The following is a 14350-nucleotide window of genomic DNA, read 5'->3' as shown; positions in this document are numbered from 1 at the left end:
ATCGCAGGGACGCCGGGCCGGTGGTCAGCCGCTGAGCCAGGCTAAATTATCAGGAAGGTTCCCTGATGATTAACGGGCAGCGAGCCCAGGCAACTTGCCGCAGAACCCCCGGAAGGACCGGCCCCATGACACCGATCTCCGAGTACCCGCTCGGCCGGCCGGCCTCCCCGAGCACCGCCCGGGCCATCAACGACCGGCGAGCGCTCCGGCTGCTCCAGCGGAAGGGGCCGCTCACCGCGGCGCAACTCAAGGCCGAGACCGGGCTCTCCCGGCCCACCGTGGCTGATCTCGTCGAACGGTTGCGCGCCGCCGGCCTCGTCGAGGTCGTCGGAGAGACCGGTGCCGAGCGGCGCGGACCGAACGCCAAGGTGTACGGGCTGGTCGCCGACCTGGCGCACCTGGCCGGTGTCGACGTCCGCACCGACCGTGTCACCGTCGTCATCACCGACCTGCTCGGGAGAACCCTCGTGGAAGGCTCCTTGCCCGTCGACCAACCCCTGGAGGAGGACGCAGCCGGGATCGTGGCGGGCGCCGCGACGCTCCTGGAGCGGACCGCCGCCGAAGCCGGTGCCGCCCGACTGCACACCGTGGGGTTGGGCGCCCCTGGGCTCGTCGACCCGGCGACCGGAGGTCTCCGCCCGACCGGCGGCCCGCCCACCGCCTGGCACGGGGCTCTCGTCACCGAACTCCGGGCCCGCTTCGACCTGCCCGTCCTCCTGGACAACGAGGTCAACCTGGCCGCCGTCGCCGAGCAGCGACTGGGAGCGGCCACTGACCGCCGTACTTTCGTCCTGGTCTGGCTGGGACACGGTGTCGGGGCGGCCGTGGTGCTCGACGGGGCGCTGCGCCGGGGAGCCTCCGGGGGCGCCGGCGAGATCGGTTTCCTGCCGGTGCCGGGCACCTCCGCCCTGCCCACGGCGACCGGATGCACCGGCGGTCTCCACTCCCAGGTGGGAAGCGCGGCGGTCTGCGCTCTCGCACGGGAACACGGCCTGGACCCCGGACCGACGGCCGGGGACGCCGCCGCGGCCGAGGCCGTGGTGCGGGCCGCCGTGTCGGCCGACCGGTCCGCCGCCGACGCCTTCCTCGACGAACTCGCCGGGCGGGTGGCCGTCGGGGTGGCCGCGGTGTGCGCCGTGCTCGACCCGGGGTGTGTGGTCCTCGGCGGCGAGGTCGGCCGGGCCGGCGGCGCCGAACTCGCCCGCCGGACCGCCGACCGGCTCTCCCGGATCTCACCGCTGACCACCGAAGTGCGGGTCGGGGCGATGGGCGGTGCGGCCGTACTGCGCGGGGCGGTGCTGACGGCGATGGACGCGGCCCAGGAAGCGGTGTTCGGCTCCGTCGACTGACCGCCGAGCGGGGACCGTCCAGAGCGTCCTCGCCCGGGCCGGCGGCCGGAGTCGGAGCCTCGCGTGAGGCAGCCCACAGGGCACGCCCGCCCGGACTCCCCGCGGACGTGGCACACTGATGTCGTACAGATACGTCAGCGCACTCCGGGGTCGGTGAAAGTCCGAGCCGGCGGTTACAGTCCGCGACCCGCCCACTGCCAGTGGGCGGTTGACCAGGTGAAATTCCTGGACCGACGGTTAAAGTCCGGATGGGAGGCAGTGCGCGGCGGACACGTGTCGGCGCGCTGTCCCGCAGCCGCCCCCGCAGGGGCGACCGCAACCGGACCCCGCGCCTGAGATGCGTTGCTTCCGCTTCTGTCCTTCGTGACAGCCCCGGAGTCCGTGCCGAAGAGGCAGGAGACCCGGTGGCCCCCGCGACAGCAGTGCAGTCGGAGACCGACGCGATGCGTCGCGCGATCGCGCTCGCGGCCCGTGGCCTCGGCCGCACCAGCCCCAACCCCGTCGTCGGCTGCGTCGTCCTCGACACAGCCGGTCGGCCGGTGGGGGAGGGATACCACCAGCGGGCCGGAGGCCCGCACGCAGAGGTGAACGCCCTGCGTACGGCCGGTGAGCGGGCTCGCGGCGGCACCGCCGTCGTCACCCTCGAACCCTGTGACCACGAGGGCCGTACCGGCCCGTGCACCCGGGCGCTGCTCACCGCGGGGATCACCCGGGTCGTCTACGCGGTCCCCGACCCCACCCCCTCGGCCGCCGGGGGAGCCGCGGCACTGGCCGCCGCCGGAGTGGACGTGGTCTCGGGGGGCCTGGCCGCAGAGGCGGAGGAAGGCAACATCGCCTGGCTCACCGCGCTCCGCCTCGGCCGGCCCTTCGTGCTCTGGAAGTACGCCGCCACCCTCGACGGGCGGATCGCCGCGGCGGACGGCAGCAGCCGCTGGATCAGCTCCCCGCAGTCCCGAGCCGACGTGCACCGGCTGCGCTCCGAAGCGGACGCGGTCCTCGTCGGATCCGGCACCGCCCGGCTGGACGACCCGCACCTCGCCGTCCGGGCTCCCGGCCGGCACACCGCTGACCTGCGGCAACCGCTGCGGGTGGTGCTCGACAGCGAGGCGACCGCCGTCAATCCGGACGCCCGGGTGCTCGACGCCACCGCGCCCACCCTGGTGGCGGTGGCCGAGGACAGCGAGGCCGCACACCTCGAGGGCCTCACCGAAGTCCTCCGGCTGCCGCGCTCCCCGGACGGCCGAGGCCTGCGGATCCCGGCCCTCCTCGCCGCCCTCCACCGACGGGGGGTCCGGTCGGTCCTGCTGGAGGGAGGGCCGACGCTCGCCGGCGCCTTCCTCGCCGCAGAAGCGATCGACCGGGTGGTCGGCTACCTCGCCCCGGTCCTGCTGGGGTCGGGCGCCTCCGCCCTGGGGGACGCCGGCATCACCTCCATCGGCGAGGCCGTGCGGCTGGACGTGATCGACACCGCTCCGATCGGCCCCGACCAGCGCATCACCGCCGTCCCCCGCCCCTCCAGCGCCTTGTCCAGCAGCCCAGAGGAGAAGTGAAGTGTTCACCGGAATCGTGGAAGAACTGGGCGAGGTCACCGCCGTCGAACAGCTCGGAGACTCCGCCGCGGGCACCGACGCCAGCCGTTTCCGGCTGCGCGGACCGAAGGTCACCGCAGGCGCTCGGCACGGCGACTCGATCGCCGTCAACGGCGTCTGCCTGACCGTCGTCGAAACGGCGGACGGCGAGTTCACCGCCGACGTGATGGCGGAGACCCTGCGGCGCTCCTCGCTCGGCGCCCTCGCCCCTGGCTCCCGGGTCAACCTCGAACGGCCGGTGCCGCTCGGCGGGCGCCTCGGCGGCCACCTCGTCCAGGGCCACGTCGACGGCACCGGGACGATCCTCGAACGGCTGCCCGGTGAGCACTGGGAGGTCGTCAAGGTCTCGCTGCCGCCCTCCCTGGCCCGCTACGTGGTGGAGAAGGGCTCGATCACCGTCGACGGGGTCAGCCTCACCGTCGTGGACGCCGCCGACGACCACTTCAGCGTGAGCCTGATCCCCACCACCCTCGCCCTGACCACCCTCGGCATCAAGCAGCCGGGCGCGGCGGTGAACCTGGAGGTCGACGTACTGGCGAAGTACGTCGAACGGCTCCTGCCCGCGGGACTCCAGGCCGCATCCCACCGCGCGGCTGACGGCGAACAACCGACTGCAGTGCCCGGCGCGGGACCGGAGCCCGGCGTGGGAACGGAGGGAGTGCGATGAACCTCGCGCACTGGCTGAACAGCGTCGCCTTCGAAGCCTTCGACCAGCAGGTCATCTGGTCCGACATGGCCGGCAACCTCATCGGGCTGGCCGCACTCGCGCTCGGCTGGCGCCGTTCCATATGGACCTGGCCCGCCCAGCTTCTCTCCGGCCTGGTGCTCGTCGCAGCCTACGCCTCCGCGCAGCTCAGCGGTGGTGTGGGCAAGCAGTTGCTGGTCATCGGGGTCGCCGGCTGGGGCTGGCGCCAGTGGCAGCGGGGCCGGCGGCAGGCCCAGGACGGCAGCATCGCGGTGCGGTTCGCCAGTTGGCGGGAGCGCGGGTGGCTGATCGGCGGCACACTCCTCGGCACCCTGGCCGTCGGCGCGTTGTTCACCGCGGTCCCCACGCTGTCCTGGAACCCCTGGCCCGACGCCTACATCTTCGTCGGCACCCTCGCCGCCATGGTGGCCCAGGCCCGAGGGCTCGTCGAGTTCTGGTTCGCCTGGCTGCTGGTGGACGTGGTAGGCGTCCCTCTGGCCTTCAGCAGCGGCCTGGCCTTCTCCGGCCTGGTCTACGTCGTCTACCTCGGCCTGGTCCTGTGGGGGCTGCGGTCCTGGTGGGCACGGTCCCGGGCCGCGGCCCGGCCCCTCCCGGAAGGAGCGGTGGCATGAGCCTCCCGCAGAGCGTCCGACACGACGCCGACGAGCGCGACCTCGCCCTGGACCCGGTGGGACGGGCCGTCGCCGCCATCGCGGAGGGCCGGCCGGTCGTCGTCGTCGACGACGAGAGCCGGGAGAACGAGGGGGACCTCGTCCTCGCCGCCGAGAAGGCCACCGACGAGTGGGTGGCCTTCATGATGACCGAGTGCCGGGGGCTGATCTGCGCCCCGATGCCCGGCACCGAACTCGACCGGCTCGACCTTCCGCAGATGGTCGCCGCGAACACCGAGTCGATGGGCACGGCCTTCACCGTGTCGGTGGACGCCGCTGCCGCACACGGCACCAGCACCGGCATCTCGGCCGCCGACCGCGCCACCACCCTCCGACTGCTGGCCGACGGCAGGAGCCGGCCCGCGGACTTCGTCCGCCCCGGCCACGTCTTCCCGCTGCGGGCACGTCCCGGCGGGGTGCTGGAGCGCCCCGGCCACACCGAGGCCGGCGTCGACCTGGCCCGGCTGGCCGGACTGCGCCCGGCCGCGGCGATCGTCGAGATCGCCGCGGACGACGGCACCATGATGCGACTGCCGGACCTGGTGCCCTTCGCCCGGAAGCACGGCCTGCCGATCATCTCCATCGAGGACCTCGCCGCCTACCGGCGGTCCGTCGAACCAGTGGTGCACAGGCGGGCCGAACCGGTGGTGCGCAGGGAAGCGGAGACCGTGCTGCCCACCGCCCACGGCGAGTTCCGTGCCCACGGCTACCGGTCGGCGGCCGACGGGATCGAGCACATCGCCCTCGTCGTGGGGGATGTCGCCGCGGGCGAGGACGTGCTGGTGCGGGTGCACTCCGAGTGCCTCACCGGAGACGTCTTCGGCTCACTGCGCTGCGACTGCGGGCCGCAGTTGGAGGCGTCCCTGCGCCGGGTGAGCGAGGAGGGCCGCGGTGTCGTGGTCTACCTCCGAGGCCACGAGGGACGCGGCATCGGACTGCTCCCCAAACTGCGCGCCTACCAACTGCAGGAGCGGGGGCACGACACCCTCGACGCGAACCTGGAGCTCGGCCTGCCCGCGGACGCCCGGGACTACGCCGCCGGCGCCGGCATCCTCGCCGACCTGCGGGTGGTCAGCGCCCGGCTCATGACGAACAACCCGGAGAAGACGGCAGCGCTGCGCCGCCACGGCCTGCGGATCACCGGCCAGGAGCCGATGCCGGTGCAGGCCGGCGAGCACAACATCCGCTACCTGCTGACCAAGCGGGACCGGATGGGGCACGAGCTCCCCTGGCTGGCGGCGGACGCCGGACCCGCCCAGTGAGGCCAGCGGTGGACAGAACAACCCGAACACCCCGAGGAGAGAAGTGAGCGGTAAAGGAGCCCCCGAGGTATCCCTGACGGACTGCGCGGACCTGCGGGTGGCCGTCGTCGCCTCGCAGTGGCACACCCAGGTGATGGACGGACTCGTCGACGGCGCGCTGCGCTCGCTGCGCGAGGTGGGCGTCGACCAGCCCGCGCTGCTGCGGGTGCCGGGCAGCTTCGAGCTGCCGGTCGCCGCCAAGGTGCTCGCGGAGCGCGGATACGACGCGGTGATCGCCCTCGGGGTGGTGATCCGGGGCGGCACCCCGCATTTCGACTACGTGTGCCAGGGCGTCACACAGGGCCTGGTGCAGGTCTCGGTGGACACGCGCGTCCCCGTCGGCTTCGGCGTGCTCACCTGTGACACCGAGGAGCAGGCGGTCGAGCGGGCCGGCCTGGAGGGATCGAAGGAGGACAAGGGGCGTGAAGCCGTCCTGGCCGCGCTGTCCACGGCGACCACTCTCCGCCGTATCGCAGGACCCCGTCGCTGAACGGGCCGACGCGGCGATTGGGTAGGTTGGCACCACCATGGCGAACAAGACATTCGAGGAGCTCTTCACCGAGCTCCAGCACAAGGCCGCCGTCGGCGACCCGGCCACCTCCCGCACCGCCGAGCTGGTGGCCGCGGGGGTCCACACCATCGGGAAGAAGGTCGTCGAGGAGGCGGCCGAGGTGTGGATGGCCGCCGAGCACGAGGGCACCGACCGTACCGCCGAAGAGATCTCGCAACTTCTCTACCACCTTCAGGTGATGATGGTCGCCCGAGGGATCTCCCTCGACGACGTATACGCTCATCTGTGAGCCGGGACGCCGGGATCCCTGCCGGCCGCTCCCCGAACCTGTTGTCGACTTGTCGATCCACATCTCCGAACAGACGAAGGAACACCGCCCCATGCTGCGCATCGCCGTCCCGAACAAGGGTTCACTGTCCGAGCCTGCGGCGGCGATGCTCCATGAGGCCGGCTACCAGCAGCGGAAGGACCGCAGGGAACTGGTGCTGGTGGACTCCGCCAACGGTGTGGAGTTCTTCTTCCTCCGGCCCCGGGACATCGCCGTCTACGTCGGCTCCGGCCAACTCGACATCGGGCTGACCGGCCGGGACCTGTTGCTGGACTCCGGGGCGCAGGCGGAGGAGATCATGCAGCTCGGCTTCGCCGCCTCCACCTTCCGCTACGCGACCCTGCCGGGCACCGCCTCGGGCGTCACCGAGTTCGACGGCATGACCATCGCCACCTCCTTCCCCGGCCTGGTCAGGAAGCACCTCGCCGAGCACGGGGTGGACGCGGCCGTGGTCCAGCTGGACGGCGCGGTGGAGACAGCGATCAAGCTCGGGGTCGCGCAGGTCATCGCCGACGTGGTGGAGACCGGCAGCACGCTGCGGAACGCCGGGCTCGAGGTCATCGGCGAACCGATCCTGGAGTCCGAGGCGGTCGTCATCCGGCGCACCGGCCAGAAGATCGACGAGGACCCCAAGGTGAGCCAGTTCCTCCGGCGTATGCAGGGCGTCCTCGTCGCCCGGCGCTACGTGATGATGGACTACGACATCCGGGTGGAACACGTGGAGCGCGCTGTGGCGCTCACCCCCGGTCTCCAGTCGCCGACGGTCTCCCCGCTGCACCATGAAGGCTGGGTCGCTGTCCGCTCGATGGTTCCCTCCATGGACGCCCAGCGCGTCATGGACGAACTCTACGAACTCGGCGCCCGCGCCATCCTGACCACCGGCATCCACGCCTGCCGGCTCTGAGACGGAGCTTCATCCCGTGAACCACGACGAACAGCCCGGGGCGGACGGTCCGGTGTCCCCCGCGGCGGCACAGCAAGGGGTCGGCGGTACACCGGCCGGGTCCGCCCCAGCGGACCTGCCGGACCTGCCGGTCGTCTTCCGGCCCACCGTCACCCGGGTGGTGCTGCTGACGGTGGGCGGCTCGCTGTTCGCCGTGCTCACGGCCGTGGCCGTGCTGCTGCCCTCGCTCGGAGGAGGTGAGCGGAGCAGCTTCGTCTTCGTCGGGCTGCTCTTCCTCGGCGTTCTCGGCCTGCTCAGCCGGCCCCGAGTGGACGCCGACCGCGAGGGGATCACCGTCGTCAACATCACCACCGTGCGCAGACTCGAATGGGCGGAGGTGATCCGTGTGAACCTCCGTGCCGGCGACCCCTGGGTCTACCTCGACCTCGCCGACGGCAGCCATATGGCTGCCATGGGGATCCAGCCCGGTCTGGCCAAGGGGCGGGCCATCGCCGACGCCCGTGCGCTGCGGGCTCTGGCCGATCACTACGGGTCCGGAAGCCCCGGGGCCTGAGGCGGGACGGTCCCGGTCGGTCCCGCCGCCAGTCCAACCGGCCTCTCCAAGACGGCTACTCCGGGTGGGTTCGCAGCGAATTCCCCAGTGATTAGTCTGGTCCCCGGTGGCGCGCTGGGCGCCCCACCCCGCACCGACCCGGGCCGCGCGGACCGCGACCCACGGGGCACCTGCTGACCGAGGAGTGAATCCTCCGACAATGGACGGCCCGTCCGTTAATATTTGCGCCGCCTCCCTCCCGGAGGCGGCGGTATGACCATCCCACTGCTCCTGCTGGCTGCGGCGATCCTCTTGGTGGTCGCCAACGGCTTCTTCGTGGCCGCCGAATTCAGCCTGGTCACCGTCGAGCGGGGCGAGGCCGAGCGCGCCGCCGCCGAGGGGGACCGGAGAGCCCGATCAGTCGTGGCGGCCCTGCCCGAGCTGTCGTTCCAACTCTCCGGCACCCAACTGGGCATCACCATCACCTCACTGGCGGTCGGCATGCTGGCCGAACCGGCGCTCGCCCGACTGCTCACCGGCCCCGTCACCGCGACCGGTCTGCCCGCCGGGATGGTGCCCGGCGTCGCCGTGGTCGTGGGCATGCTCCTCGCCTCGGCGGCGCAACTGGTGATCGGGGAACTCGTGCCCAAGAACTGGGCGGTCTCCCAGCCGCTGCGGGTCGCCGGCTTCGCAGCCCGCCCGCAGCAGGCCTTCACCCACGTGTTCAGGCCGGTCATCGCCGTGCTCAACGCCTTCGCCAACCGACTGGTGCGGGCCCTGGGCGTGGAGCCCACCGAGGAGTTGGAGTCGGCCCGCACCCCCGGCGAACTGGTCTCCCTGGCCAGGCACTCCGCCCGAGCCGGCGCCCTCGAACAGGACACGGCCGACCTGTTCGTGCGCACCCTCTCGCTGGCCGGACTGACCGCGCACCACGTCATGACCCCCCGGGTACGGGTCAGCGCGCTCCACGCCTCCGCGACGGCCGAGGACGTCGTGAACCTCACCAGGGCCACCGGCCTCTCCCGGTTCCCGGTCCACCGCGGGCGGCTGGACGAGGTGGTCGGCATGGTGCACCTCAAGGACGCCCTCGCCGTGCCCGTCGAGGAGCGGCTCCGCACGCCCGTCGCCAGGATCGCCCGGCCGGCCCTGATGGTGCCCCGGACGCTGCCGGTGCAGCCGCTGCTGGAGCGGCTCCGCAGCGAGCAGCCGATAGCCGTCGTGGTGGACGAGTACGGCGGTACGGCCGGTGTGGTGACGCTGGAGGACATCGTCGAGGAACTCGTCGGCGAGGTACGCGACGAACACGACCTGGCCGACCAGCCGGAACTGGTCGCCGCTCCCGTCCAGGACGGCAGGTCCGCCTGGGACGCCGACGGCGGCTGCCGACTGGACGCCCTCCGCCGGATCGGCCTCCAGGCACCTGACGGGCCGTACGAGACGGTGGCCGGCCTGGTGGCCGACCTCCTCGGCCGGATTCCCGTGCCCGGCGACGTCGCCGAGGCCGGGGGCTGGGAGCTGCGGGTGCGGGCGGTGGGGCACCACCGGGCCGAACGGATCAGGGTGGTCCGACCCGGCGCCGTGCCTGCCGGCCCCTTCCGGCCCCCGCACGGGCGGCGACCCGAACCCCCGGTTCGGAGGGCCGGGGCCGGCCCCGAGGAGCGTGGCGGGAGCCGGCCACCCGTGCCGAGCCCTGAGGCGGCGCTGCGGTGAGCCTGCTCCAACTCTTCTTCGCCGCTCTACTGCTCCTGGGAAACGCCTTCTTCGTGGGCGCCGAGTTCGCACTGGTGTCGGTGCGCCGCAGCCAGATCGAACCACTCGCCGCGGAGGGCTCGGCGCGCGCCCGGACGGTCCTGCGGGGGCTGGAGAACCTCCCGCAGATGATGGCCGCCGCCCAGTTCGGTATCACCGTCTGCTCACTCACTCTCGGCGCGGTCGCCGAACCCACCGTCGCCCGTCTGCTGGAACCGCTCTTCCGAGCGGTGCGGATGCCGGCGCCGCTGGTCCATCCGCTGGGCTACGCCATAGCCCTGACGGCGGTTGTCTCCCTCCACCTGGTCGTCGGTGAGATGGTGCCGAAGAACCTGGCCATGGCTGCGCCCGAGCGGACCGCCCTGCGGCTCGCCCCGGCCCTGGTGGCCTTCGCACGGCTGTGCCGGCCGATCACCACACTGCTCGGCAACTGCGCCGGTGCCGTGCTGAGGCTGTTCCGGGTCGAGGTCAGGGACGAGGTCGACGCCGTGTGCACCAGCGAGCAGCTCACCCGGCTGGTGGACGACTCCCGCGAGGCGGGCCTGCTCGGAGCGGGGGAGCGGGCGCGGCTGGCGGACGCCCTGGGGCTGGGTAGCCTGCCGGTCACCGAGGTTCTTCTCGACCCGTCCGCACTGGTCACCGTCGATCCGTCGGTGACACCGAGCCGGATCGAGGAACTGACCGTGCGGACCGGGTTCTCCCGCTTCCCGGTGCGGGCCCCGGGCGGTGCGTTCCTGGGCTACCTCCATGTGAAGGACGTGCTTGACCTCGAGGCACCCGACCGAGCGGTGCCCCGCCGGCTCTGGCGGCCGATGGCCACCCTCCCCGCCGATCTGCCGCTGGACGACGCGCTCGGCGTGATGCGCGGGGCGGCGACACATCTGGCGCAGGTGGCCGACGCCTCCGGCCGGGTGCTGGGCCTGGTGGCCCTGGAGAACGTACTGGAGATGCTGGTCGGGGAGGTGCGGGACCCAGCCCACCGCCACGGCCCACGGGGCGGCCCGCCCGGGCACCGTCCGGTGGCCGGGCCCGTAGTGCCCGAACCGCTCGGCCGAGCGGGGAGCGGCCCGCCTACCCCGCAGCCGCGCCCGGCCGGAGGGCGGCGCAGCGGGGCGGGCATCGGCTGACGGGACCGGGGGCCTCGGGACCGGAGCGCGTCAGCCGGCGCTGCCCTCGTCGGCCGCCGCGGGCTGCGGCCGCCGCCGCAGCGCCAGCATCGCGATGTCGTCACGCTGCACCCCCCGGGAGAAGCGGGTCAGATCGCCCCGCAACTCCTCGGTCAGCTCTGCCGGAGCCAGTCCGGTCCACCGCGGCAGCCGCTCTTCGAGGGGGTAGAAGTCGCCCGCCGGCCCCCGGGCTTCGGTGACCCCGTCGGTGCAGATCAGCAGCGTCGCGGCGGAGGGGAAACCGAAGTCGGCCGTGGACCGCACACCACCCGTGAGTTCCGCCATGCCCAACGGCACGTCGGCCGTCCCTAGGTCGATCGCGGACACCACGTCGGCGTTCAGCAACTGAGGCTGGAGATGCCCGCAGTTGACGGCCTGCACCCGGGGGCCGTCGTCGATGCTCAACACCAGGGCGGTCACGAAGCGCTCCAGATCACCTGACTGCTTCGAGAAGCGGTTGTGCCGGACGACCGCCTCCTCGAGCGCGTCGACCACTCGGGTGAGCGTGGGTTCGCGCACCGCGGACTCGCGGAAGGCGCCCAGCACGGCGAAGCCGACCCCGATCGCCGGCAGACCCTTGCCCTGCACATCGCCGATCAGCACCCGGGTGCCGTACGGCGAGGCCACCACCTCGTAGACGTCCCCGCCGATCAGCCGGTCCTCCTGCAGCGGCTCGTACAGGCCGTCGACAGAGAGTTCCGCGGTTCGCAGCGGGAAGGGGCGGAGGATCTGCCGCTGCAGGGCCACCGCGGCGGAGCGTAGCCGCCTGATCTCACTCTCCCGCCGGATCCGCCAGTGGCAGGCGCCGACGCTCAACCCGCAGAACATCAGCTCCAGCACGATCGCGGCCAAGGTGTCGCCCATGTTGTACGGAGGGATGAGCGCCGCGGTCGTGACCACGACGAACACCCAGCCGGCGACCACAGTGGTCTGCCGCACGTTCCCCAGCCCGGCCACGAAGGCGGGCAGCACGACCAGCAGCCGGACCAGACGTACGGACGTGCCCGTCCACACATCGAGCCAGACCACGACCCCGGTCACCACCAGCACCAGGGTGGCCAACTTCCGGTCGTCGGTCAGCTGCACGTCGGGGGCCGCTCTCCGGCGCCCCGGGAAGTGGGGCGGGTCAGGCAGGTCGGCCGTCACCCGGACTGCCGGTCTGCCCGGCCGCACGTGCTGATCGCCCCGGCCATCGGTTCTGCCTCCCGTCCTCGCCGCGGTGACCCGGTCCGTACCTCGCCCGCACCGCCGGAGCCATTCTGCGCGGTGGGGTCCGGCGCCGCACCGACCGGCGGAGCGGCATCAGCCGGATGGCGGCTCCGGTGCCCCCGGGCGGACCGATCGGTGGTGGGATGCCGCGGGGCCCGGCCCCGCCCGGTCCTCGACGGTCACAACCGGTCCTGTGGGCCGGAGTCCGGTGGTCCGGGCCGGGTCGGTCCGCGTCCGGAGAGCACCTCGCCGTAGGCCTGCATGAGGTCGGGGAGCCGGAGCGTGGCGAGGTCCTCGCGGGTCGGCTCGGCGCCGTAGCCGGAGAGCCGGAGGTCGCGGTAGGCGCAGCTCTTCTCGTAGAGGGTACGAAGGAAGCGGCCGTTGCCGAGCTCGTCGATCCACCCCTGCTCCACCACGTGATCGCTGATGCTCCGGAGTTCCTCAAGAGCCTCTTCGTCCCAGTGGTCGCCGTTCTCAGCTGCCAGTACCTCCCCGATCCGGGTCAGCTCGGGCGGCCGGTAGCTGGGGAAGTCCACCCGGGTGGTGAAGCGTGAGGCCAGCCCGGGGTTGGTCGTCAGCAGCCGGTCCATCCCCTCCGGGTAGCCCGCGAGGATGACCACCAGCCGGTCGCGGTTGTCCTCGGCCCGCTTGAGCAGCACCTGCAGGGCCTCGTCACCGTAGGCGTCACCCTTGCTGTAACCGGTGTTCGAAAGGCTGTACGCCTCGTCGACGAAGAGCACCCCGCCCAGTGCGGAGTCGATCAGCTCGTTCGCCTTCACCGCCGTCTGCCCGAGGAACTCCCCGACCAGGTCGGAACGTTGCGCCTCGACGAGGTGGTCGCCCCCGAGCAAACCGAGCGAGTAGAAGGCCCGGCCCAGGATGCGGGCCACCGTGGTCTTCCCGGTGCCGGAGGGGCCGGAGAAGACGAAGTGCCGCTTCGGCGGTTGGACCGGCAGCCCCTCGCTGACCCGCAGCCGGGCCATCCGCAGCTGTGCCGACAGCGCCCGCACCTGCCGCTTCACCGGCTCGAGCCCCACCATGCGCTCCAGCTCCGCCAGCGCCTCCTCGAGCAGGGCGGGGTCGGCCGGCCCGGACGGCAGGGGCGAGGATCCCGCGCCGTTCGCCGTATCCGGGCCCGGCGGCGCCCCCTTCTCCCGGGGGCTGTCGGCCTCGGAGGGCGCGGCGCCGGCCGGGGGCTGCTCCTCCTCCGGTGGAACGGCGAACTCGCCTGCGTCCCCGAACTCGTAGCCGGTCGTGCCGGGCGGCTCCAGCGAGCCCTCCAGCCCCTCGGGGCCGGCGGCCCCGGAAAGGGAGAGCGCGGCGAGGCCGCCGGCCTCCTCGAAACCGTCGCCGTCGGAGATCGCGGCCAGCCGGGCGGCGGTGTCCATGAAGGTGGGATCCGTGCGGTGGACCGCACGGTAGAGGGGGAGGGCCGCGGCGGTGCGGCCGGTGCCCTCATGTGCCCGGGCCAGCCAGTAGCGCAACTCCTTGCGCTGCGGCTGCTCGCTGCGACAGCGCATCAGCGCGGCGTCCAGCAGCGGCTGCGCCTGCTGGTACATCTCCAGCCGGACCCGTGCCATCCCGGCGAAGAGCCTGGCCTCGATCCCCAGCAGCGGATCGTCCAGCAGTGGGTCGGTGTGGAGCACCAGACGTTCCCAGTCCTTGACGAGGTAGGCGCGGCAGGCGTGCAGGAAGCGTGCCTGCGGGTCGGCGTCGACCGGAGGGCAGGCGGCGAGCGCCCGGTCGAGCTCCGCGACGTGCCGGCCGTCGAGCCAGTGGGAGGCGTGCGCGAGGCGCAGGTCCCGGGGGGTCTCCAGCACGGGCTGTACCCACCAGCCCAGCCAGTACCAGGAGTTCAGCTTCCGCCGGTGCCGGGCGCGCTGTTCGCCGAAGCGCTCCCGGTGTTGGTAGATCCGGAGCAGCGCCGTACTGGTCTCCACCCGCAGTGCGTGCAGGCCGAGCCAGGCGTCGGCCATACCCGGGTCGCTCTGCACCGCGGACCGGAACTCCTCCTCGGCCTGCGGATAGGCGCCCATGGTGTAGGCGTCCACCCCGCGCAGCCAGGCCAGATCAGCCGGATCATGGGCGCCCTGCGTGAAGTCCATCGCGTCCCCCAGACCGTGCCCCCCGCGGCGTACGTCACCGTACGCTCGGCTGTCACCTTCCGAACCACCGTGCTGTGGACGGGACTTGCCGCAATGTCCCGGAAAGCATCGTACCTGCGGGGACGTCACGCGCCGAAGGGTGCGCGTTGGCCAGCCAGGCCGGTATCCGATGTTTCCCCACGGGGTCGGCGGGGCGAAGCCCGGTTCGGTGGTCGACCGGATATCCCGGGCTTCGTGGTCTCTTGCGGAGC

Annotated in this window: 13 protein-coding genes and 1 riboswitch; of the genes, 11 read left to right on the top strand and 2 right to left on the bottom strand. The window is 72.7% G+C overall.

The window, feature by feature from the left end; all coding sequences use genetic code 11:
• Positions 1 to 125 precede the first annotated feature (125 nt).
• The 11 genes from BGP73_RS10700 (at position 126) to BGP73_RS10650 (ending at position 10746) form a co-directional block, all read left to right on the top strand.
• Positions 126 to 1349 carry an ROK family transcriptional regulator gene (locus BGP73_RS10700; RefSeq protein ID WP_069814062.1) on the top strand — a complete coding sequence of 408 codons (1224 nt, stop codon included), beginning with the start codon at positions 126 to 128 and terminating at the stop codon, positions 1347 to 1349.
• Positions 1350 to 1484: 135 nt separating this feature from the next.
• A riboswitch (FMN riboswitch) is annotated at positions 1485 to 1615 on the top strand.
• Positions 1616 to 1792: 177 nt separating this feature from the next.
• The gene (gene ribD / locus BGP73_RS10695; RefSeq protein ID WP_069814313.1) at positions 1793 to 2899 is read left to right on the top strand and encodes a bifunctional diaminohydroxyphosphoribosylaminopyrimidine deaminase/5-amino-6-(5-phosphoribosylamino)uracil reductase RibD; all 1107 of its coding nucleotides are present in this window, start codon (positions 1793 to 1795) and stop codon (positions 2897 to 2899) included.
• A 1-nt stretch (position 2900) separates the two neighbouring features.
• Complete coding sequence (locus tag BGP73_RS10690) at positions 2901 to 3605, top strand: riboflavin synthase (RefSeq protein WP_069814061.1); 705 nt, start codon at positions 2901 to 2903, stop codon at positions 3603 to 3605.
• Entirely contained in the window at positions 3602 to 4255 is a 654-nt protein-coding gene (locus BGP73_RS10685) for a nicotinamide mononucleotide transporter family protein (protein ID WP_069814060.1), read from the top strand. Before BGP73_RS10690 ends, BGP73_RS10685 begins: the two co-directional genes overlap by 4 nt.
• A complete protein-coding gene (locus tag BGP73_RS10680) occupies positions 4252 to 5556 on the top strand; it encodes a bifunctional 3,4-dihydroxy-2-butanone-4-phosphate synthase/GTP cyclohydrolase II (protein WP_069814059.1) in 1305 nt (434 codons plus the stop codon). The genes BGP73_RS10685 and BGP73_RS10680 overlap by 4 nt, the downstream gene beginning before the upstream one ends.
• A gap of 43 nt (positions 5557 to 5599) precedes the next feature.
• The gene (ribH, locus tag BGP73_RS10675; RefSeq protein WP_069814058.1) at positions 5600 to 6085 is read left to right on the top strand and encodes a 6,7-dimethyl-8-ribityllumazine synthase; all 486 of its coding nucleotides are present in this window, start codon (positions 5600 to 5602) and stop codon (positions 6083 to 6085) included.
• A gap of 37 nt (positions 6086 to 6122) precedes the next feature.
• Positions 6123 to 6395 carry a phosphoribosyl-ATP diphosphatase gene (locus tag BGP73_RS10670; RefSeq protein ID WP_069814057.1) on the top strand — a complete coding sequence of 91 codons (273 nt, stop codon included), beginning with the start codon at positions 6123 to 6125 and terminating at the stop codon, positions 6393 to 6395.
• A gap of 91 nt (positions 6396 to 6486) precedes the next feature.
• Positions 6487 to 7338 carry an ATP phosphoribosyltransferase gene (gene hisG, locus BGP73_RS10665; RefSeq protein ID WP_069814056.1) on the top strand — a complete coding sequence of 284 codons (852 nt, stop codon included), beginning with the start codon at positions 6487 to 6489 and terminating at the stop codon, positions 7336 to 7338.
• Between the two features lie 115 nt (positions 7339 to 7453).
• Complete coding sequence (locus tag BGP73_RS10660) at positions 7454 to 7891, top strand: PH domain-containing protein (RefSeq protein ID WP_069814312.1); 438 nt, start codon at positions 7454 to 7456, stop codon at positions 7889 to 7891.
• 252 nt (positions 7892 to 8143) lie between these two features.
• The gene (locus BGP73_RS10655; protein WP_079127420.1) at positions 8144 to 9580 is read left to right on the top strand and encodes a hemolysin family protein; all 1437 of its coding nucleotides are present in this window, start codon (positions 8144 to 8146) and stop codon (positions 9578 to 9580) included.
• The gene (locus tag BGP73_RS10650; protein WP_079127419.1) at positions 9577 to 10746 is read left to right on the top strand and encodes a hemolysin family protein; all 1170 of its coding nucleotides are present in this window, start codon (positions 9577 to 9579) and stop codon (positions 10744 to 10746) included. Before BGP73_RS10655 ends, BGP73_RS10650 begins: the two co-directional genes overlap by 4 nt.
• Before the next feature lie 30 nt (positions 10747 to 10776).
• Here BGP73_RS10650 and BGP73_RS10645 read toward each other — a convergent pair whose 3' ends face one another.
• Both BGP73_RS10645 and BGP73_RS10640 read right to left on the bottom strand, forming a co-directional pair.
• The gene (locus BGP73_RS10645; protein ID WP_069814055.1) at positions 10777 to 11871 is read right to left on the bottom strand and encodes a PP2C family protein-serine/threonine phosphatase; all 1095 of its coding nucleotides are present in this window, start codon (positions 11869 to 11871) and stop codon (positions 10777 to 10779) included.
• Between the two features lie 302 nt (positions 11872 to 12173).
• The gene (locus BGP73_RS10640; RefSeq protein ID WP_069814054.1) at positions 12174 to 14099 is read right to left on the bottom strand and encodes an AAA family ATPase; all 1926 of its coding nucleotides are present in this window, start codon (positions 14097 to 14099) and stop codon (positions 12174 to 12176) included.
• Positions 14100 to 14350 lie beyond the last annotated feature (251 nt).

Source organism: Streptomyces sp. TP-A0874 (assembly GCF_001748085.1).
GTDB lineage: Bacteria > Actinomycetota > Actinomycetes > Streptomycetales > Streptomycetaceae > Streptomyces.
This window is presented reverse-complemented; position numbering and strand designations above follow the sequence as displayed.